19 protein-coding genes are annotated in these 21,255 nt (G+C 62.4%); 11 read left to right on the forward strand and 8 right to left on the reverse strand.

All coding sequences use genetic code 11. The features are described 5' to 3' along the window. Positions 1-287: 287 nt before the first annotated feature. From J2Y90_RS04045 to pilG, 6 genes are all read right to left on the reverse strand, one after another. Positions 288-758: a chemotaxis protein CheW gene (locus J2Y90_RS04045; protein ID WP_253496759.1), complete on the reverse strand. Its 471-nt coding sequence runs from the start codon at positions 756-758 to the stop codon at positions 288-290. Then, complete coding sequence (locus J2Y90_RS04050) at positions 751-6,660, reverse strand: Hpt domain-containing protein (RefSeq protein WP_253496763.1); 5,910 nt, start codon at positions 6,658-6,660, stop codon at positions 751-753. The genes J2Y90_RS04045 and J2Y90_RS04050 overlap by 8 nt, the downstream gene beginning before the upstream one ends. Positions 6,661-6,671: 11 nt before the next feature. Then, a complete protein-coding gene (locus J2Y90_RS04055; RefSeq protein WP_253496766.1) occupies positions 6,672-8,720 on the reverse strand; it encodes a methyl-accepting chemotaxis protein in 2,049 nt (682 codons plus the stop codon). Between the two features lie 139 nt (positions 8,721-8,859). Continuing rightward, complete coding sequence (locus J2Y90_RS04060) at positions 8,860-9,399, reverse strand: chemotaxis protein CheW (protein ID WP_253496768.1); 540 nt, start codon at positions 9,397-9,399, stop codon at positions 8,860-8,862. Between the two features lie 10 nt (positions 9,400-9,409). Next, a complete protein-coding gene (gene pilH / locus J2Y90_RS04065) occupies positions 9,410-9,775 on the reverse strand; it encodes a twitching motility response regulator PilH (RefSeq protein WP_039757553.1) in 366 nt (121 codons plus the stop codon). Between the two features lie 60 nt (positions 9,776-9,835). Continuing rightward, positions 9,836-10,240: a twitching motility response regulator PilG gene (gene pilG, locus J2Y90_RS04070; RefSeq protein ID WP_016772743.1), complete on the reverse strand. Its 405-nt coding sequence runs from the start codon at positions 10,238-10,240 to the stop codon at positions 9,836-9,838. 225 nt (positions 10,241-10,465) lie between these two features. Between pilG and gshB the strand changes: the two genes are divergently transcribed. From gshB to J2Y90_RS04105, 7 genes are all read left to right on the forward strand, one after another. Beyond that, the gene (gene gshB / locus J2Y90_RS04075) at positions 10,466-11,437 is read left to right on the forward strand and encodes a glutathione synthase (protein ID WP_253496770.1); all 972 of its coding nucleotides are present in this window, start codon (positions 10,466-10,468) and stop codon (positions 11,435-11,437) included. 107 nt (positions 11,438-11,544) lie between these two features. After that, a complete protein-coding gene (locus tag J2Y90_RS04080; protein WP_253496772.1) occupies positions 11,545-12,444 on the forward strand; it encodes an energy transducer TonB in 900 nt (299 codons plus the stop codon). Positions 12,445-12,615: 171 nt separating this feature from the next. Next, positions 12,616-13,188: a YqgE/AlgH family protein gene (locus tag J2Y90_RS04085; RefSeq protein WP_253496774.1), complete on the forward strand. Its 573-nt coding sequence runs from the start codon at positions 12,616-12,618 to the stop codon at positions 13,186-13,188. Next, a complete protein-coding gene (gene ruvX / locus J2Y90_RS04090) occupies positions 13,188-13,625 on the forward strand; it encodes a Holliday junction resolvase RuvX (protein ID WP_016772738.1) in 438 nt (145 codons plus the stop codon). Before J2Y90_RS04085 ends, ruvX begins: the two co-directional genes overlap by 1 nt. 81 nt (positions 13,626-13,706) lie before the next feature. Beyond that, positions 13,707-14,213 carry a bifunctional pyr operon transcriptional regulator/uracil phosphoribosyltransferase PyrR gene (gene pyrR, locus J2Y90_RS04095; RefSeq protein WP_253496777.1) on the forward strand — a complete coding sequence of 169 codons (507 nt, stop codon included), beginning with the start codon at positions 13,707-13,709 and terminating at the stop codon, positions 14,211-14,213. Positions 14,214-14,240: 27 nt separating this feature from the next. Beyond that, on the forward strand, positions 14,241-15,245 hold the full coding sequence (locus J2Y90_RS04100; RefSeq protein WP_016772736.1) for an aspartate carbamoyltransferase catalytic subunit: 1,005 nt from the start codon (positions 14,241-14,243) through the stop codon (positions 15,243-15,245). Then, positions 15,242-16,513: a dihydroorotase gene (locus J2Y90_RS04105; protein ID WP_253496780.1), complete on the forward strand. Its 1,272-nt coding sequence runs from the start codon at positions 15,242-15,244 to the stop codon at positions 16,511-16,513. The genes J2Y90_RS04100 and J2Y90_RS04105 overlap by 4 nt, the downstream gene beginning before the upstream one ends. Positions 16,514-16,596: 83 nt before the next feature. On the opposite strand, the gene J2Y90_RS04110 is transcribed toward J2Y90_RS04105, so the two are convergent. After that, on the reverse strand, positions 16,597-17,031 hold the full coding sequence (locus J2Y90_RS04110) for an NINE protein (RefSeq protein WP_039757549.1): 435 nt from the start codon (positions 17,029-17,031) through the stop codon (positions 16,597-16,599). Between the two features lie 248 nt (positions 17,032-17,279). On the opposite strand from J2Y90_RS04110, the gene J2Y90_RS04115 reads away from it, so the two are divergent. Next, entirely contained in the window at positions 17,280-17,897 is a 618-nt protein-coding gene (locus tag J2Y90_RS04115; protein WP_042606566.1) for a C40 family peptidase, read from the forward strand. 94 nt (positions 17,898-17,991) lie between these two features. On the opposite strand, the gene J2Y90_RS04120 is transcribed toward J2Y90_RS04115, so the two are convergent. Further along, the gene (locus tag J2Y90_RS04120) at positions 17,992-19,026 is read right to left on the reverse strand and encodes a type IV pilus twitching motility protein PilT (RefSeq protein WP_253496783.1); all 1,035 of its coding nucleotides are present in this window, start codon (positions 19,024-19,026) and stop codon (positions 17,992-17,994) included. A 56-nt stretch (positions 19,027-19,082) separates the two neighbouring features. On the opposite strand from J2Y90_RS04120, the gene J2Y90_RS04125 reads away from it, so the two are divergent. Genes J2Y90_RS04125 through J2Y90_RS04135 form a run of 3 tightly spaced genes read left to right on the forward strand, consistent with a single transcriptional unit; the run spans position 19,083 to position 21,212 of the window. Beyond that, on the forward strand, positions 19,083-19,769 hold the full coding sequence (locus tag J2Y90_RS04125; RefSeq protein WP_253496786.1) for a YggS family pyridoxal phosphate-dependent enzyme: 687 nt from the start codon (positions 19,083-19,085) through the stop codon (positions 19,767-19,769). Positions 19,770-19,792: 23 nt separating this feature from the next. Next, a complete protein-coding gene (gene proC / locus J2Y90_RS04130; RefSeq protein WP_253496789.1) occupies positions 19,793-20,611 on the forward strand; it encodes a pyrroline-5-carboxylate reductase in 819 nt (272 codons plus the stop codon). A gap of 10 nt (positions 20,612-20,621) precedes the next feature. Continuing rightward, a complete protein-coding gene (locus tag J2Y90_RS04135; protein ID WP_039757546.1) occupies positions 20,622-21,212 on the forward strand; it encodes a YggT family protein in 591 nt (196 codons plus the stop codon). Positions 21,213-21,255 lie beyond the last annotated feature (43 nt).

The following is a 21,255-nucleotide window of genomic DNA, read 5'->3' on the forward strand; positions in this document are numbered from 1 at the left end:
CCCGATCACTGCGAATCAGTGACCCGATCCAAGTTACGCAGCATGCCCTGGGCGCACAAGCCGGCGGATTCTGGCGCAGGCGTAGGCAGCGGCGCAAGGATTTGTAGGCTGGCGGGGCGTAACACCGGGTGTCTTTAAACACAGGCGCGGCTTGATGTTGATCGTTCCCACGCTCTGCGTGGGAATGCCTCCACGGACGCTCCGCGTTCGGCTTCTGAAAGGGACGCGGAGCGTCCCGGGCTGCATTCCCACGCGGAGCGTGGGAACGATCAAGCGAAAGCCTTGGGTCAGCGGGCCAGGCCAGCCTCCACCAACAACCGCTCCAGCCCCAACAGATCAGGCACCTTCGCCACCTGCTCGCCAACCTGCACCGCCGCCTGCTCCAGCGCACACAACGGCACATCCACGTAACTCAACTGACTGTCCAGTTTGTAAGACCGAGGAATCCCCTGCACCAGCAAGGCAATGAACTTCAACTCCGGCAATCCACCCAGCGCATTCAAAATCACAATTCGCGCCCGTTCGCCGATGACGATTTTCTGCCCGCAGGCCGATTCGAAACTGATCAGCGGAATCTGCCGCTCGCGCCACGTCACCCGGCCCAGATACCACGGCGGGGTGTCGAGGTCGAAGGCGCTGGCCTGGTAGTCGATGAGCTCGGCGATGGCGACGTTCGGCAGGATCAGATTGCGATCGGCCAGCGGCAGCAGCAGCCCGGTCAACTGGCCGGTGCGCGGGTTGTGCCGGTGTTCATGCATGTTTCTTGCTCCACTGGGCGATGCTCTCCAGCAACACCGATTCCTGATACGGCTTGCCGAGGTAATCGTTGACGCCGATGGCCATGGCGCGGTCGCGGTGTTTCTGCCCGGTGCGCGAGGTGATCATGATGATCGGCAGATGTTGCAGGCGTTCATCGGCGCGCACCTGAGTGGCAACTTCGAAGCCGTCCATGCGCGGCATTTCAATGTCGAGCAGCATCAGATCGGGCATGTGCTCTTCAAGCAGCAGCATCGCATCGACACCGTCCTTGGCGGTCAGCACGTTCATGCCGTGGCGCTCAAGCAAACGGCTGGTGACCTTGCGCACCGTCACCGAGTCATCGACGACCATGATCAGCAGCGGCTTGTGCGGTTCGCTGTCGATCTCCGTGCGCGCCGGCTCTTGCGAAAGACGCGCCTGCATCGCCCGGATCGGTGCGAGCAGATCCAGAATCAACACCACCCGGCCATCGCCGAGAATCGTCGCCCCCGACACGCCCTGCACCGCCGCGAACTGCGGGCCGAGGCTCTTGACCACGATCTCGCGGGTGCCAGCCATGGAGTCGACCAGCACGGCAATGTGGCGGTCGTTGTAATGCACCAGCAGCACCGGCAACGGCAGGTTCTGCCCGAGCAGCTTCGGCCGTGGCGCAGTCTTCAACAGCTCGCCCAGATAGCACAGCTCATAACGCTGACCGCCATATTCATATCGCGGCGGATCGTGACGGAAGTGCCCTTCCAGATCATTCGGCAACACGCGCACGATGCCTTCGATGGTGTTCAGGGGGATCGCGTATTGATCCTCGCCACACTGCACCATCAGCGCGCGGTTGACCGACACGGTGAACGGCAGGCGAATGCGGAAATGCACGCCCTGCCCCGGCACCGAATCGATGCTCATGCTGCCGCCGAGCTGGCGCACTTCTTCGTGGACCACGTCCATGCCGACGCCACGCCCGGAAATCTGGGTGATCTTTTCCGCCGTGGAGAAACCCGGCTGGAGGATGAACTGCAACACATCGCGGTCGCTGATCTCGGCATCGGGCGCCAGCAGACCGCGCTTGATCGCCTTGCGCCGCACGGCTTCCAGCGGCACCCCGGCGCCGTCGTCGCGGATGTCGAAAACCATGTCGCCGCCTTCGCGAGACAGATCGAGGCTGATCTGCCCCTGCGCCGGTTTGCCCGCCGCCAGCCGCACCTCGGCAGATTCCAGGCCGTGGTCGACGGCGTTGCGCAGCATGTGTTCCAGCGGCGCGGCCATGCGCTCAAGGACATTGCGATCCATCTCGCCATCGGCATTGCCGACAACGAACGCGACATCCTTGCCCAGCTCTTCGGCGACCTGACGAACGATGCGTTTCAGACGCGGCACCATGCGTTCGAACGGCACCATGCGCGTGCGCATCAGGCCTTCCTGCAGCTCGGTGTTGATTCGTCCCTGTTGCTGCAGCAGGTTCTCCGCGTCGTGGTTGCGGCGGTCGAGGGTTTCCTTGAGGTCGAGCAGGTCCGAGGCGGATTCGAACAGCGCCCGCGACAGTTGCTGGAGCTGCGAATGGCGATCCATTTCCAGCGGGTCGAAGTCTTCGTAACCGAGGCGCTCACCATCGACTTGCTGGCGACTGAGAATGCGCCCCTGGGTTTCCGTGTCGAGGCGGCGCAACTGATCGCGCATACGTTCGATGGTGGTTTCCATCTCGTTCAGGGCGATCTGCGCATCGTTGACCTGCTGCTCGATCCGCCCGCGAAAGATCGAGGTCTCACCGGCCAGATTGACCAGCTCATCGAGCAATTCGGAGGACACCTTGACCATGTCCGCGCCGGCGTCGGCGGTCGGTGGCGCAGCCTCAGGCTTGATGACCGGAGCTGGCGCTGGCGGCGTCTCAACCTGCGCCGGATGGCTGAAATTCTGGATCGCGCTGATCAGCCGATCGGCCGGCGGGCACGGCTGCCCGGCGCGCACGCCATCGAGCATTTGCGCCAGTCGGTCATGGCCGCGCTGCACCAGCGCGAACAGTTCGGCAGAGGGTTGCAGCGCACCGCTAGAGAGGCTTTCGTAGAGAAATTCCAGCTCATGGGCGAGGTCACCGATCGGGCCGATTTCGACCATTCGCGCGCCACCCTTGAGGGTGTGCAGATCGCGCAGCAGGGTTTCGATTTCCTGACGGTTGCCCGGCTCGGCCTGCCAGCGCAACAGCGCGGCGCCCGAGCTTTCGATGATGTCGAAACCTTCTTCGAGGAAGATCTCCAGCAGTTCCGGATCATGCCCGGCGTTGTCGTGCTCGACCGTTGCGGGCAGCGTTTCGTTGGCAACCTGGCCCTGCCGCAGCTGACGGATCGCGTCGATCAGATCCTGCGCCGGGGTCAGTGCTTGATGTGCTTGCAGTTGCTCGAGCATCCCTGCCAAGCGTGCATGACTCTGCTGCAGCAATCCTTCGAGCGCGGCGCTGTGGTTGTAGCGTCGATCGACCAGGCCTTCGTAAAGGTTTTCCAGTTCCTGGGCGAGGTCGCCGACGGCCTCGACTTCGGCCATGCGCGCACCGCCCTTCAGCGTGTGCAAGTCGCGCTGTAACGACGACAGCGGCGCGGCATTGTCCGGATCCTTGAGCCAGCGCTGCAAGGCTTGTCCGGCGCTGTCGAGGATGTCCACCGCCTCTTCGAGGAAGATTTCGACGATCTCGTCGTCCGGCTCGAGCGCGGTAGCCGATTGCTGCAATTGGGCGGTGGCGCTGCCCAGTTCGCGAATGTCCAGGGTGCGGCTGCCATCGCTGCGGATCAGGCCCATCGCCGCCGGGTCGAGGCCTTCGTCGAGCAGTTCCTGCAAGGCGCGGATCCGCTCCGGTTGCGGGGTGATTTCCTGGCCGGCGGCGAGTTCGTCGAGCATGTTGATCAGCGCTTCGTGGGCCAGTTGCGCTTCGTGGAAAAACCGCTCGCTGACCGCCAGGCTGCTTTCTTCCACCGCGCCATACAGGTCGAGCAAGGCTTCGCATAAACCGTCGACCGGCAGCAGATCGGCAAGGTGCGCGCCTTCGCCGAGGGTGGTCAGTTCATCGAGCAAGGCACTGAGTTCCTGGCGCTCGCCGGGGTGTTGCTGCCAGCGCTGCAAAAGGCTTTCGGCGTCGAGGAGGATGTCCATGCCCTGGGCGAGGAAGTTGTTGATCAGTTGCGGATCGCGCTTGAGGCGCAGCCCGCTGTCAGCGCCATCGGAGCTGGCTTGCAGGCGTTCGGCGAGCAGCGCGTCGGTGCGTTTGATCAGCGACTGCGCACCGACAATCGGCGCCAGCGGATCGTGCTTGAGCTGACGCAGGCCGACACGGAACAGGCCTTCGGCTTCGAGCAGCAATTCCACTTCATCCAAGTCCAGCGGCAACTGATGCGCCTTGAACTCGCGGGCCAGTTGATCGAGTGACGCGGCAAGTTCGGCCATCGGCAAGACACCGGCCATCGAGGCACTGCCCTTGAGCGTGTGCAGTGCGCGTTGCAGCTCGTCGCTGGCCGGCAACGGCACGTGCTCGGCGGCTTGATCGAGGAAGCGGTTGAGGCTGGCGAGGTGGGTTTCGGCTTCTTTGCGGAAGATCTCCAGCAGCAGCGGATCCAGCGCGGCGACGTCGTCGGTGTCTTCGGCGGCCAGCGGTTCATCGCCCTTGGCCAGCGCGTGGGCGCGGGCGGCGAGCTGGTCGACATCGCTGCGCTGGCGTTGGCGCTGGGTGGCGAATTCGTTGATCAATTCGGGCAGCAGTAACAGCGTGTCGCCGAGCAATTGGCGCAGCACTGCGCCGGGTTCGACGCTTTGCTCGAGCACGCGGTTGAGCAGGTTTTCCACCGCCCAGGCCAGTTCGCCGAGGACCAGCGCGCGAACCATGCGCCCGCTGCCCTTCAAGGTGTGGAAGGCCCGGCGCAGTTCGGTCAGCGCGGCGCGGTCCTGGGGATTGGCGGTCCAGCGCGGCAGGTATTCGTGGAGGACTGCGAGGACTTCGTCGGTCTCCTCCAGGAACACTTCGCGCAGCTCATCGTCCACCGGTTCTTCATCGGCCGGCGGCGGCATCAGGCTGTCGGGGGTATTGCGTGCCGGCGGGTTGAGCGTCGACACCGGGCTGGCCAGCACCTCGGCCAGTGACTGCACGACTTCAGGGTCGTCGAGGGTTTGCAGGCCTTGCATGACCTGCGCTTCGTCAGGGCTGAGCACTTCATCAAGCACTGGCACCTGCGCTTCGCCGGGCTGCTCGTTGGGGAAGAAACCGAGGCTGGCGAGGCTGTCCTGCGCGACATCGAGCAGATGTTCGGCGGGTACTTGCGGATCGTCGCTCAGGCGTTCGAGGTAATACTCGAGGCTGCTGATCGCATCGGCCAGATGATCGAGTTGTTCCCAGCCCGGTTCGTGAGCCTCGAGCATCAGATGCTCGCGAATGAAGCCGTTGCAGGCCTCGACCAGACTCGCCGCCCGTGGCAGTGGAATCATCGCCAGCGCGCCGCGTACCTGGGTCAGCAGGTCGGGCAGCGCTTGCAGGTGCTGGCGGTCCCAATCGGCGTCGATGTAGTCGACGATCATGTCCTTGGCCTGTTGCAGGCAGATGCGCGCTTCCTTGATCACGATCTGGTGGATCTGCGTCAGGTCGGTGGTCGGCAGGCGCGCATCGTCGGCGCTTTGCGTCTCCACCGTACCGACCATGCCGGCCAGCGTCGCTTCGACGTAGAGCAAGGCTCCGGCGACGTCCATGAGGATCGCGTCGTTCGGTTCGCGCTGGCCCTGGGCGAGGCTGAGGACCACCGCCAGTTGATCGATGATGACTTTGCGCGGCTGGCCGAAACCCAGCACCGCGAGGGTGTCGGCGATTTGCCGCAGCGGTGCGAGCAGGCTGTCCAGATCCGAGGCGTGCTGGCGGTCGCTGCGCACGAACAGATCGAGGCGCTCCTTGACCCGCACCAGCTCTTCGCACAGCGCCGCCAGCACCGAGCGCATGGCATCGCGGTCGGGGCCGGCGAGGCGCGCGCGTTCTTCATCGACCATCGCGCTGTCGGGCAACGCGTCGTCCAGGGAGTAGCGATCTTTCATGGTCAGCATCTGCCCGGTGGGATGTTCGGCTTTGGCAATATAGAACAACAGGCTTTTCAGCAGCTCGGCCGGCGCCGGTTGATTGAGCCCGACGATGCCCTGCTCGAGCAGGCGCTTGAGCTCTTTGTCGGCGTCCTTGAACAGGCTGCGCAGCGCCGGACTGTTGGCGATGACGCCCTCGCGCATGCCCTCGACCAGCGCCGAGGCGACCTGCCACAACGGGCTTAACGGCGCGTCGCCGCTCAACGCTTCCAGGCGAGTAAAGACCTTGGCCAGATAACCGAGGTGCGTCTGGTCATCCTGTTCGCGCAGCAGACCGACCAGGGCCATTTGCAGCATCTGCCGCAGTTTGCGCAGCACGTTCGGCAGATCGGGCGGTTCCAGTGCAGCGAGTGCTTCGTCGCCGAGCGGCGCCAGCTCGGGCAATGGCGGGCTGAACAGGCTGGTCTCCGCCAGCAGGCTTTCACCACGGGCGCTGCGCAGGTCGTTGATCAGCGGCAACACCACCAGCGGCAGGTCACGGCGGGCGCTTTGCACGCGGTCGAGGTACGCCGGCAATTGCCCCAGCGCTTGCAGCATCAGGTGCAAGGCTTCGTCGCGGTGCGGCACGCGATCATGTTGCAGAGCTTCGACCAACTGCTCCATTTCCTCGGCGAGCAATGCCGCGCCGTAGAACTCGACCATTTGCAGACTGCCGTGGACCTGATGAATGTACGCCAGGCATTCGTCCAGCCCGGGGAAGGCCTGCGGATCGTCGAGCACGGCTTCGATCGCCTGATGCGCAAGCTTCAGCGTTTCGGCAATTTCGCCCTTGACCCACTCCAGGGCCACATAGTCGTGCCGATCACCCATAACCACTCCACTCACGCTTTATCTGTCGCCGCCGGCAAGGTGAAACCGGACACCGAACGGCGCAACTGACTGGCCATTTTCGCCAGGTTGCCGATGCTCTCGGCGGTGGCCGTTGACCCCGACGAAGTCTGCGAAGTGATCTGCTGGATCACGTTCATCGTCAGCGAGATCTGCCCCGCCGAGGACGTCTGCTGCTGCGCCGCGTTGGAAATGCTCTGGATCAGCGCCGCGAGGGTCTTGGAGACGCCTTCGATTTCTTCCAGGGCCACACCGGCATCCTGCGCCAGTCGCGCGCCGCGCACCACTTCGGTGGTGGTCTGTTCCATGGAAATCACCGCTTCGTTGGTGTCGGCCTGAATCGCCCGCACCAGTGTTTCGATCTGCCGGGTCGCGGCGGACGAACGTTCGGCCAGACGCTGCACTTCGTCGGCGACCACAGCAAAACCGCGCCCGGCATCACCGGCCATCGATGCCTGGATCGCCGCATTGAGAGCAAGGATGTTGGTCTGGTCGGCGATGTCATCGATCAGGCTGACGATGTCGCCGATTTCCTGGGACGACTCGCCGAGGCGCTTGATGCGCTTGGCAGTGTCCTGAATCTGCTCGCGGATGTTGTCCATGCCGTGGATGGTGTTGTGCACCACCTCGTTGCCCTTGTTGGCGATTTCCACGGAGCGCTCGGCCACCGCCGACGATTCGGCAGCGTTGGCCGAGACCTGATCGATGGACTCGGCCATGTCGCTGATCGCCGTCGAAGCTTCGGAAATCTGCTGGGCCTGTTGCTCAGACGCTTGGGCCAGATGCATGGCGGTGGCCTGGGTTTCCTGCACGGCGGCGGCAACCTGGCCGGCGGTAAGGTTGATGGTCGCCACCAGATCGCGCAACTGGTCGACGGAATAGTTGATCGAGTCGGCGATGGTGCCGGTGAAGTCTTCGGTCACCGAAGCGGTCACGGTGAGGTCGCCATCGGCGAGGTCTTCGATCTCGTCGAGCAGGCGCATGATCGCGTTCTGGTTGCGCTCGTTCTTCTCGGCGGTCTCGCGCAACTGGCGATTGGTTTCGCGCACCATCACCAAGCCGATGAGGATGATCGAGGCCAGCGCCAGCAAGCCCAGCACATAGCCGCCAATGGTGTCGGTGTTGCGCCCGCCGGCCAGATGTTCGAAACCGGTGGCCAGGTGCGAGGCTTCGTCGAGCAGGGTTTGCGACAGGGTGAAGATGTTGCTCGCCGATTCGCGGACCTTGAACAGCTCCGGCGAGGTTTCGAGGATTTCATCCACGGAGCCGGAAACGAACTGGAACAGCTCGGAAATTTCGCTCAAACGGGCGCGGGCGTCGCGGTCTTGGACCTGGCTGATTTTCAGCGCCGGGTTGCCTTGCAACATGCCGTTGAGCACCAGACCGAACCGCGCGGCATCGCGGCCAAAGGCATCGGCGGCCTGCTGCGAGTTTTCATCGCCGGCGAGCACGGTGTTAACCGCACCGAGGATGCGTTCAGCCAGCAGCGATTGCCGTTGCGCCATCGCCACCTGCGCCGCCGGAGCGCCGCGCTGCAAGAGGATTTCCACGACTTTTTCGTATTCGATCTGCAACTGCGGCACGGTTTCGGCCAGCGTTGCGGCGACCTGATGCAGCGACAGCACAGTCTGTTCGCTGCTGAGGATCGCATCGGTGTTTTTCAGCAGGCGTTCCCAGTCCATCTGCACCGCGCGCATTTCCGGGCGCACGGCGACGGGTGCGGGGGGCAGGCCGGTGTTCGGGTCACCTTTCTTCAGGTAACTCCAGCGCTGGGCGAAGTCGTTGCGCGCATCGCTGAGCAGTTTGAATGCGGCCGCCTTGCCCGCCGCCGCTTCGGTGGCGTTCTTGGCGATACGTTGCGAGAGCACGCGCAGCTCACCGGCGTGGCCGATGTACTGCTTGTCGTAGTTCGCCTGGGTGTTGAGGTAAGCGAAGTTGGCGAACAGCAGCATGATGAACACGATCAGCGCGATAAACAGCACGATGATCTGCGCGCGACTGCGCGATGCTTCTGCCGACTTGCCTGTTTTTGCTTTTGTCATCGGTCCTCGCCTATGAAACCTGCCATGGCCCTTGTGGGAGCGAGCCTGCTCGCGAAGGCGGTGGGTCAGCCAGCATCAATGTGCAGGGCAGACCGCATTCGCGAGCAGGCTCGCTCCCACAGGGATGGTATTCAACCAATCAGATTGCGACACCCATGAACACCGGGGATCTGGCCAGTGCAAACAGGCTGAACACCCGCCAGTTCTGTTCGCGGCGGAAGTAGCCTTTGACGAACTCGGCCTTGGAGCCCTGGCGCTTGCTGATCGACAGCGGCTCGAAACTGCCCTGCTCGAAATGCTGCAAACCGATGACCTCGTCAACCATCACCCCGGCGAACACGTCTTCGTGTTCCACCACCAATACCCGGCGCTGTTTGCGCAGCGGCGACAGCTCGTGGCCGAAGAACCCGCACAGGTCCATGATCGGCAGCAGCCGCCCGCGCAGGTTGGCCACGCCCTTGACCCACGGCTTGACCCCGGGCACCTGGGTGAAGCGCGGCTCGTGCAGGACTTCGCTGACTTCGCCCATCGGCGCCACATACCAATGCTCGCCGAGGCGAAAGCCGATGCCGCTCCAGCGATCCGGGCGCGCCGCTTGCGAGGGCAGGTCCGCCGCCAGCAGGCGGCAGCGCTGGTCGATCTGCCAGAGCAGTTCGAACGCGGTCAGCGATTCGCTCATGATTGCGCGATCAGCCCTTGAGCACGTTGTTCAGGGTCTTGATCAGGGTGTCTTCGTCGACCGGTTTGGTCAGGTAATCCTTGGCGCCCTGGCGGGTGCCCCAGACCTTGTCGGTTTCCTGATCCTTGGTGGTGATGATGATCACCGGGATGTGCGCGGTGTCGGCATCCTTGGTCAGCTGCCGGGTCGCCTGAAAACCGTTGAGGCCAGGCATGACGATGTCCATCAGCACCGCGTCGGGTTTTTCCTGACGGGCCAGGGCCACGCCGTCGGCGCCGTTCTCGGCCTTGAGCACTTCATGGCCGTGCTTCTCGAGCATGCCGGTGAGTTTGTACATTTCAGTCGGCGAATCATCGACGATCAGGATACGTGCCATGGTCTTCCCCATTTTTCTGGTCGACTGCCGGCCCGCTGGCCGAGCGTCACTGTGCGTGTCTTACTGCGGCAAAACGGCGGCGAAGCCCGGAACATGGGCCTGGATCGCGTTGAGCAGTTCTTCTTTGCTGAACGGCTTGGTCAGAAATTGATCAGAGCCGACAATCCGCCCCTTGGCCTTGTCGAACAGACCGTCCCTGGATGACAGCATGATCACCGGCGTCGCCTTGAAAGCGCTGTTGTTCTTGATCAGGGCGCAGGTCTGATAACCATCCAGACGCGGCATCATGATGTCGACGAAGATGATCCCGGGATGGTGGTCGGCAATCTTCGCCAGCGCATCGAAACCGTCGATGGCGGTGATCACTTCGCAACCGACGTTCTTCAACAATGTTTCGGCGGTGCGGCGAATCGTTTTCGAGTCGTCGATCACCATGACCTTCAAGGCGCTGGACTGCTGTTCCATAAGAGGGTTCTACCGTCGCCTTTGCGAATCAAATTGTCCGATTTACTGTGAATAATGGCCTGAAACCCTTGATAGCCAAGGGCCGGCGCGATCTGCCAGCCTTTTTAGCACAGTCTCCAGATGCAATCTATCGACGGGTTTTTCCTTGACCCGAAACCCGCCCGGCGCCACTCTGGCGGCACTTTTTCAATACCGATCCGGTAGCCAAATTTCGAGGAAAACCCAATGAGCGTTCGCGTCGGGATTGTCATGGACCCTATCGCCAGCATTTCCTATAAAAAGGATAGCTCGCTGGCCATGCTGCTGGCCGCGCAGAAGCGCGGCTGGGAACTGTTCTACATGGAACAGAAAGACCTGTATCAGGCCGAGGGCCAGGCGCGGGCGCGGATGAGCCCGCTGAAAGTCTTCGCCAACCCGGACAAGTGGTTCGAACTGGACGCCGAGCAGGACAAGCTGCTGAGCGAGCTGGACGTGATCCTGATGCGCAAGGATCCGCCGTTCGACATGGAATTCGTTTACTCCACCTACCTGCTGGAACAGGCCGAAGCCGCCGGCGTGCTGGTGGTGAACAAGCCGCAGAGCCTGCGCGACTGCAATGAAAAGCTGTTCGCCACGCTGTTCCCGCAGTGCACGCCGCCAACCATCGTCAGCCGTCGCCCGGATGTACTGCGCCAGTTCGCCGATCATCACGGCGACGTGATCCTCAAGCCGCTGGACGGCATGGGCGGTTCGTCGATCTTCCGCCACACCGCCGGCCACCCGAACCTCTCGGTGATCCTCGAAACCCTGACCCTGCACGGCAAGCAGCAGATCATGATTCAGGGTTACCTGCCGGCGATCGTCGATGGCGACAAGCGCATCCTGATGATCGATGGCGAGCCGGTGGATTACTGCCTGGCGCGGATTCCGGCTCTGGGCGAAACCCGTGGCAACCTCGCCGCCGGTGGCCGGGGCGAAGCGCGTCCGCTGACCGAGAAGGATCGCTGGATCGCCGCCCAGGTCGGCCCGACCCTGCGCGAGAAAGGCCTGCTGTTCGTCGGCCTCGACGTGATCGGCGAGCACCTGACCGAAATCAACGTCACCAGCCCGACCTGCATCCGCGAAATCGACAATGCGTTTGGCACTGACATCGGCGGCATGCTGATGGATGCAATCGATAAAAAGCTGCACGCCGCCGGCAAAAAGCCAAAAGCCTGATGCACGTCACATGCAGTCTGTCGCTTGAAGCGTGAAGCCCAAGGCGCGAAACCAACATTGCGTTATCATGCGCAGCCTCTGAAAAACGCGATGTTGGTTTTCTTGTCATGACCCTCCCGTCCGATCTGCCCGCTGAACTCGCCCATCGTGGCGTGCGCCCGGCCGATCGCCTCGGTTTTACCCTGTTTCTCGCGGCGCTGATTCATTTGGCGCTGCTGCTGGGCGTCGGCTTCACCATGGTCGAGCCGCAGCAGATCAGCAAAACCCTGGAAATCACCCTGGCCACCTTCAAGGCCGAGAAGAAGCCGGAAAAGGCAGATTTTCTCGCCCAGGAAAATCAGGAAGGCAGCGGCACGCTGGACAAGAAAGCCCTGCCCAAGACCACTGAAGTCGCGCCGTTCCAGGACAATCAGGTCAAAAAGGTCAGCCCGCCACCCGCGGCCAAGCCAGAAGTGCAGGAAGCCGCACCGAAAGCAGCGGTGACCACCGTCGCGCCGAAACCGAAGAAAGCGCCGACCAAAAAAGAAGAAAGCAAAACCGAGGTCAAACCGACCGTCGATGCGCCGGCGTTCGACAGCTCGCAGCTGTCCAGCGACATCGCCAGCCTCGAGGCGGAACTGGCCAAGGAACAACAGCTGTACGCCAAGCGCCCGCGCATCCACCGCTTGAGCGCGGCGTCGACCATGCGCGACAAGGGCGCCTGGTACAAGGACGACTGGCGCAAGAAGGTCGAGCGCATCGGCAACCTCAACTACCCCGAAGAAGCACGGCGCAAGCAGATCTACGGCAATCTGCGCCTGATGGTCTCGATCAACCGCGACGGCTCGCTGTATGAAGTGCTGGTGCTGGAGTCGTCCGGCCAGCCGCTGCTGGATCAGGCGGCGCAGCGTATCGTCCGCCTCGCTGCGCCGTTCGCCCCGTTTACCGGCGATCTGTCGGATATCGACCGCCTGGAAATCATCCGCACCTGGAAATTTGCCCGGGGCGACAAGCTCTCCAGTAACTGACACACCGCAAATCCCTTGTAGGAGTGAGCCTGCTCGCGATAGCGGTATGTCAGAACCTGAACATTTGACTGACACACCGCTATCGCGAGCAGGCTCACTCCTACAGTTGATCGGTGTGTTGCTTACATCTCCGGCTTGTCAGTTCGCCCCCCGAACGCCACACTAGCGCTCATGAAAAACGTCAGCCCCAGCTACCTCAAGCATCACTTCCTGATCGCCATGCCACACATGGCCGACCCGAACTTTGCCCACACCTTGACTTACATCGTCGAGCACACGGCCAATGGCGCTATGGGGATTGTGGTCAACAGGCCGCAAGAGCTGAATCTGGCCGACATCCTCGAGCAATTGCGCCCGGACATCGACCCGCCAGCACTGTGCCAGCACGTACCCATCTTCATCGGCGGCCCGGTGCAGACCGATCGCGGTTTTGTCCTGCACCCGGCGGGCAAAACCTTCCAGGCCACTGCGCAACTGGACGGCAATCTGGCTCTTTCGACTTCGCAGGACGTGCTGTTCGCCATCGCTGACGGCGTCGGTCCGGCGAAAAGCCTGATTGCCCTCGGTTACGCCGGCTGGGAAGCCGGGCAGCTGGAAGCGGAACTCGCCGACAACGCCTGGCTGACCTGCCCGTACGACGCCGACATTCTCTTCAACACCAGCAGCGAATTGCGCCTCGAAGCCGCGGCGCGGCACCTGGGCATCGACCTCAATCTGCTCACCAGCCAGGCAGGTCACGCCTGATGGCCCTGCGCCTGATTCTCGGCTTCGACTACGGCACCAAACAGATCGGCGTCGCGGTCGGCCAGGTCATCACCGGCCAGGCCCGCGAGCTGTGCACTTTGAAAGCGCAGAACGGCGTGCCGAACTGGGATCAGGTCGAAGCGCTGATAAAAGAATGGAAACCCGACGCCGTGGTGGTCGGCCTGCCATTGAACATGGACGGCACGCCCAGCGAGATGTGCGTGCGCGCCGAGAAATTCGCCCGCCGCCTCAACGGCCGCTACAACCTGCCCTTCTATACCCACGACGAACGCCTGACCACCTTCGAAGCCAAAGGCGAGCGACTGGTGCGTGGCGGGCAGAAAGGCAGTTACCGCGACAACCCGGTGGACGCCATCGCCGCCGCCCTGCTGCTGCAGGGCTGGCTCGATGAAAACACTGCATTGTTTGAATCCTGACAAGCGCTTCGGCGCTTTTCTTTTGGTTATAAACCGAGCCTTGTCCGGCAGGACGCGGCCCGGATTCACGAAGGAGCAACCATGAGCCTGCCCAATCCCGCCGATCTGATCAGCCAGATGGCGACCCGCCTCAAGGCGCACCTTGCCCAGCGTGACATCAGCGAACCGCGTTACATCGGCATTCGCACCGGCGGCATCTGGGTCGCGCAGGCGCTGCTCAAGGAACTGAACAGCGATGCGCCGCTGGGCACCCTGGATGTGTCCTTCTACCGCGACGATTTCAGCCGGAACGGCCTGCACCCGCAAGTGCGCCCGTCCGCCCTGCCCTTCGAGATCGAAGGCCAGCATCTGGTGCTGATCGACGACGTGCTGATGAGCGGTCGCACCATCCGCGCGGCGATGAACGAATTGTTCGATTACGGCCGCCCGGCCAGCGTCACCCTGGTCTGCCTGCTGGACCTGGACGCCGGTGAGCTGCCGATCCGCCCGAACGTGGTCGGCGCCACCCTGACCCTGGCCGGCAACCAGCGGGTCAAGCTGTCCGGCCCCGAGCCACTGAGCCTCGAACTGCAAGACGTCACCCTTTAATCCGCCCTATTGAGAGTCCCCCTCGCGATGACGCCTCTAGATACCAAGCGCCCGCTGCAGCTCAATGATCAGGGCCAGCTGCGCCACTTCCTCTCGCTCGACGGCTTGCGCCGCGAGCTGCTGACGGAAATCCTCGACACTGCCGACTCGTTCCTCGAAGTCGGTGCCCGGGCGGTGAAGAAAGTCCCGTTGCTGCGCGGCAAGACCGTGTGCAACGTGTTCTTCGAAAACTCGACGCGCACCCGCACCACGTTTGAACTGGCGGCCCAGCGGCTGTCGGCGGACGTGATCACCCTGAACGTGTCGACATCGTCGGCAAGCAAGGGCGAAACGTTGCTCGATACCCTGCGCAACCTTGAGGCCATGGCCGCCGACATGTTCGTCGTGCGCCACGGCGACTCCGGTGCGGCGCACTTCATCGCCGAGCATGTCTGCCCGCAAGTGGCGATCATCAACGGCGGCGACGGCCGGCATGCGCATCCGACCCAAGGCATGCTCGACATGCTCACCATCCGTCGGCACAAGGGCGGTTTCGAAAACCTCTCGGTGGCGATCGTCGGCGACATCCTGCATTCGCGGGTGGCGCGCTCGAACATGCTCGCGCTGAAAACCCTCGGCTGCCCGGACATCCGCGTGATCGCGCCGAAAACCCTGCTGCCGATCGGCATCGAGCAATACGGCGTCAAGGTCTACACCGACATGGCCGAAGGCCTGAAAGACGTCGACGTGGTGATCATGCTGCGCCTGCAACGTGAGCGCATGACCGGCGGCCTGCTGCCCAGCGAGGGCGAGTTCTACCGCCTGTTCGGTCTGACCACCGCGCGTCTGGCCGGGGCCAAACCGGATTGCATCGTCATGCACCCGGGGCCGATCAACCGTGGTGTGGAGATCGAGTCAGCGGTGGCCGACGGCCCGCACTCGGTGATCCTCAATCAAGTGACCTACGGCATCGCGATTCGTATGGCCGTGCTGTCCATGGCCATGAGCGGGCAGACTGCGCAACGTCAATTCGAGCAGGAGAACGCCCAGTGAAGCTCAGCATTCTCGGCGCACGCGTCATCGATCCAAGCAGCGGCCTGGATCAACTCACCGACATCCACGTTGAAGCCTGCAAGATCGTCGCCCTCGGCGCCGCGCCGGCCGGTTTCAGCGCAGTAGAAACCATCGATGCCCAAGGCCTGGTCGCAGCTCCCGGCCTGGTCGATCTCAACGTTGCCCTGCGCGAGCCGGGTTACAGCCGCAAAGGCTCGATCGTCAGCGAAACCCGCGCTGCCGCTGCCGGCGGCGTGACCAGCCTGTGCTGCCCGCCGAAAACCAAACCGGTGCTCGACACCTCGGCCGTGGCCGAACTGATCCTCGACCGCGCCCGCGAAGCCGGCAACACCAAGGTGTTCCCGATCGGCGCACTGAGTAAAGGTCTGGACGGTGAGCAACTGGCCGAACTGGTGGCCCTGCGTGACGCCGGTTGTGTGGCGTTCGGCAACGGTCTGGAGAGTTTCCGCAACAGCCGCACCCTGTGCCGGGCGCTGGAATATGCGGCGACGTTCGACCTGACGGTGATCTTCAATTCGCAGGATCACGACCTGGCCGAGGGCGGTCTGGCCCACGAAGGCGCGGTCGCCAGTTTCCTCGGCCTGCCGGGCATTCCGGAAACCGCCGAAACCGTCGCGCTGGCCCGGGACCTGCTGCTGGTCGAGCAGACAGGCGTGCGAGCGCACTTCAGCCAATTGACCAGCGCTCGCGGCGTCGCCCTGATCGCCCAGGCGCAGGCCCGTGGCCTGAAAGTAACGGCGGATGTCGCGCTGTATCAGTTGATTCTGACTGACGAAGCGCTGATCGACTTCAACAGCCTCTATCACGTGCAACCGCCGCTGCGCACCCGCGCCGACCGCGATGGTTTGCGTGAAGCGGTGAAGTCCGGTGTGGTTTCGGCCATTTCCAGCCATCACCAGCCCCACGAACGCGACGCCAAACTGGCGCCGTTCGGCGCCACCGAGCCGGGCATCAGCAGTGTTGAGTTGCTGCTGCCACTGGCGATGACCTTGGTCGAGGATGATTTGCTCGACTTGCCGACGCTGCTGGCTCGTTTGAGCGCAGGCCCGGCCGAAGCGCTGCGTCTGCCGGCGGGCAAACTGACGGTGGGTGGTGCGGCGGATATCGTGATCTTCGATCCGAAAGCATCGACGGTGGCCGGCGAGCACTGGCTGTCGAAGGGCGAGAACTGCCCGTTCATCGGGCACAGTTTGCCGGGTGTCGTTCGCTATACGCTGGTGGATGGGCGGATTACGCACCAGGCTTGATAGCCAGCTGACCCCCTCGCGAGCAGGCTCGCTCCCACAGGTTTTGCCGTGATTCCTGTGGGAGCGAGCCTGCTCGCGAAAGCTTACTGGAAGGCGCCGCGATTCTGCGCGTTACGCACCGACACCTGATCGTTCAGCGTCCAGAAGTCATACAGCACACCAATAAAGAACAACCCGCCGGTCAGCAGATACAGCAAGCCGCTGATCCATTTGCCCTGATACATGCGGTGTACGCCGAACACACCGAGGAAGGTCAGCAGGATCCACGCGACGTTGTACTCGATCGGCCCGGCGGCAAAACGCAGGTCGGCCTCGCGATCCATCGCCGGGATCAGAAACACGTCGATGAGCCAGCCAATCCCCAGCAAACCAAAGGTGAAAAACCAGATCGTCCCGGTCACCGGCTTGCCGTAATAAAAGCGGTGCGCACCCGTGAATCCGAAAATCCACAGCAGGTAGCCGATGACTTTGCTGTGAGTGTCTTTTTCTTTCACGCGGGGTAGCTGATAGCTGTTCATTAAGACCTCATTGCACTCGATAGATAAATATTCTTCATTTCTTTGTGACTTTTTTACAGGTGGCCGACGTATGGCAAATGTTACCGTTGCTAGCGCGAAACCCTTGTAGAACCTGACTTCTGTCGGACAATTGCGTACTTTTTGAGCGTTTTTGGTTCCGTAGCCGGCCGAATGAATCGATGAACGGCCTCGGAACGGCAAAAAAAGCTGTTATAAAGTTGCGCGCTATCACTTACGAGCCACGCCTAATGCGACCATTTTTCAAGACATGGCTGACTATTTGCCTATTAATGCCACTGGCCGCCCACGCCACCAATCGTGAGCAACGTCTTCCTAACGTTAACGGCTTTACCCCGAAATCCCATGCTTCGGCTCCAGCGAGCAAAAGCAGCAAGAGCAAGACCACCACGCTGAGCAGCAAGAGCCGCAGCAAACTGGTGCCACCGATGGCGAGCAAGGAAAGCAGCAATGTGCTGAGCCGTGCGGTGAACGTCCTCGGTACACCTTATCGTTGGGGCGGCAGCAGCCCAAGTAAAGGCTTCGATTGCAGCGGCTTGGTGAAATACGCGTTCAACGACGCTACGTTCGACCTGCCACGCACCTCCAACGCCATGGCCAGCGGTCACGGCGAGAAAGTCGAGCGCAAGGATCTGAAGCCGGGCGACCTGATTTTCTTTAATATCAAGAGCCGTCGGGTCAATCACGTTGCCATCTACCTGGGCAACGACCGCTTCATCCACGCCCCGCGCCGTGGCAAAGCGGTGAGCATCGACACGCTGAACAAGCCCTACTGGGAAAAGCATTACGTCGTGGCCAAGCGCGTGTTGCCGAAAGAGCAACAGCAGCTGCGTGTAGTCCAGCGTTAAAGATCGAAAGATCGCAGCCTTCGGCAGCACCTACATTGGGATCAGCGTTTCCCTGTAGGAGCTGCCGAAGGCTGCGATCTTTTGCTTTTGGCTGCTAGAAATTATCCGGGGTACGCGCTTTCTCGCGGGCATGCTCGCGGCTGATCAAACCCTTTGTCACCAGATCCTTCAGGCACATATCGAGTGTCTGCATCCCCAACGACCCACCGGTCTGAATCGCTGAATACATCTGCGCCACCTTGTCCTCGCGGATCAGGTTACGGATCGCCGATGTCCCCAGCATGATTTCATGCGCCGCCACCCGCCCGCCGCCGATCTTCTTGATCAACGTCTGCGACACCACCGCCAGCAACGACTCCGAGAGCATCGAACGCACCATCGACTTCTCGTCGCCGGGGAACACGTCGACGACACGGTCGATGGTCTTCGCCGCCGAGGTCGTGTGCAGCGTGCCGAACACCAGATGCCCGGTCTCGGCGGCGGTCAGCGCCAGGCGAATGGTTTCCAGATCGCGCATCTCGCCGACCAGAATCACGTCCGGATCCTCACGCAACGCCGAGCGCAGCGCGGTGGCGAAGCTGCGGGTATCGCGATGGACTTCGCGCTGATTGATCAGGCATTTGCGCGATTCGTGGACAAACTCGATGGGGTCTTCAATGGTGAGGATGTGGTGATGGCGATGGGTGTTGAGGTAATCGATCATTGCCGCCAGCGTGGTCGATTTGCCGGAACCGGTCGGCCCGGTCACCAGCACCAGCCCTCGCGGCGCATCGGTGATCTTGCGGAAAACATCGCCCATGGCGAGGTCTTCCATGTTCAGCACTTTCGAGGGAATGGTGCGGAACACCGCGCCGGCGCCACGGTTCTGGTTGAATGCGTTGACCCGAAACCGCGCCACGCCGGGCACATCGAAGGAAAAATCGGTTTCCAGATTTTTCTCGAATTCGATGCGCTGCGTGTCGTTCATGATGTCGTAGATCAGATCGTGCACTTGCTTGTGATCCAGCCCCGGCAGATTGATCCGTCGCACATCGCCATCGACGCGGATCATCGGCGGCAGGCCGGCCGACAGGTGCAGGTCGGAAGCGCCCTGTTTGGCGCTGAAGGCCAGCAATTCAGTGATATCCATAGCGTCCCTCAATTCCAGTAGAATGCCGCGAACCTACAGACCGCCGGCGCCTCTTGATGTCCACGATAGCAGACAACATCCTTCAGGTTAGTTCGCGCATCCAGGCAGCGGCGAAAGCTGCGCACCGCGACGAAAACAGCATTTATTTGCTCGCCGTGAGCAAGACCAAACCCGCCCAGGCCCTGCGTGAAGCTTATGCCGCCGGGCTGCGCGACTTCGGCGAGAACTACTTGCAGGAAGCCTTGGGCAAACAGCTGGAGCTGGCCGACCTGCCCTTGATCTGGCACTTCATCGGCCCCATTCAATCGAACAAGACTCGCGCGATTGCCGAGCATTTCGATTGGGTGCACTCCGTGGATCGTCTGAAAATTGCCCAACGCCTGTCCGAACAACGCCCCGCCGAGCTGCCTCCACTGAATATCTGCATTCAGGTCAATGTCAGCGGCGAGGCGAGCAAATCCGGTTGCACCCCGGCCGATCTGCCAGCGCTGGCCGCGGCCATCAGCGCCCTGCCCCGGCTGAAACTGCGCGGGCTGATGGCGATTCCCGAGCCGACCGAAGTACGCGCCGAGCAAGACGCTGCGTTCGCCGCCGTGCAGACCTTGCAGGCGAGCCTCGATCTGCCGCTCGACACCTTGTCCATGGGCATGAGCCACGACCTCGAGTCGGCCATCGCCCAAGGCGCCACCTGGGTGCGGATCGGTACCGCGCTGTTTGGCGCCAGAGATTATTCCCAGTCTTGAACGTTTCCAGATAAGGACCACACATGAGCAACACACGTATTGCGTTTATCGGTGCGGGCAACATGGCGGCCAGTCTGATTGGCGGCCTGCGCGCCAAGGGTCTGGAAGCGGCGCAGATCCGCGCCAGCGATCCGGGCGACGACACCCGCGCCAGGGTCAGCGCCGAACACGGCATCGAAACCTTCGCCGACAATGCCCAGGCCATCGATGGCGTCGATGTCATCGTGCTGGCGGTCAAGCCACAGGCGATGAAAGCCGTGTGCGAGGCGATTCGCCCGAACCTGAAGCAGAATCAACTGGTGGTGTCGATCGCCGCCGGGATCACCTGCGCGAGCATGACCGCGTGGCTCGGCGAACAGCCGATCGTGCGCTGCATGCCGAACACCCCGGCGCTGCTGCGTCAGGGTGTCAGCGGTCTGTACGCGACCAGCGAAGTTACCGCCGAACAGCGTCAGCAAGCCGAAGAGCTGTTGTCCGCGGTCGGCATCGCGCTGTGGCTGGACGAAGAACAGCAACTGGACGCAGTCACCGCAGTGTCCGGCTCCGGCCCGGCGTACTTCTTCCTGCTGATCGAAGCCATGACCGCCGCCGGCGTCAAACTTGGCCTGCCAAAAGCAATCGCTGAGCAACTGACCGTGCAGACCGCGCTGGGCGCCGCGCACATGGCGGCGTCCAGCGATGTCGACGCAGCCGAATTGCGTCGCCGCGTGACTTCGCCAAACGGCACCACGGAAGCTGCAATCAAATCATTCCAGGCTGGCGGCTTCGAAGCGCTGGTTGAAACCGCACTCGGCGCCGCCGCGCACCGCTCGGCCGAAATGGCCGAACAACTGGGCAAATAAGGAGCCTTACATGATCGGATTGAACACCGCAGCGGTTTACGTGCTGCAAACCCTCGGCAGCCTGTACCTGCTGATCGTGCTGCTGCGCTTCGTCCTGCAACTGGTGCGGGCGAACTTCTACAACCCGCTGTGCCAGTTCGTGGTCAAGGCCACCCAGCCGCTGCTCAAGCCTTTGCGCCGGATCATCCCGAGCCTGTTCGGCCTCGACATGTCGTCGCTGGTACTGGCGATCCTCGTGCAGTTGCTGCTGATGGCGCTGACCCTGCTGCTGACCTATGGCACCACCGGCAACCCGCTGCAACTGTTGATCTGGTCGCTGATCGGCGTCACCGCGCTGTTCCTGAAGATTTTCTTCTTCGCCCTGATCATCAGCGTGATCCTGTCGTGGGTCGCACCGGGCAGCCACAATCCGGGCGCCGAACTGGTCAACCAGATCTGTGAACCGGCGCTGGCACCGTTCCGCCGCTTCCTGCCGAACCTCGGCGGCCTGGATCTGTCGCCGATCTTTGCCTTCCTGGCGCTGAAATTGATCGACATGCTGGTGATCAACAATCTGGCGGCGATGACGATGATGCCGGAGATTCTGCGTTTGCTGATGTGAGCCAGTGCGCTCGGTCTGACTGACCGAGTCGCCTTTTTCGCGA

This window comes from Pseudomonas koreensis (genome assembly GCF_024169245.1).
GTDB classification, from domain to species: Bacteria; Pseudomonadota; Gammaproteobacteria; order Pseudomonadales; family Pseudomonadaceae; genus Aquipseudomonas; species Aquipseudomonas koreensis_F.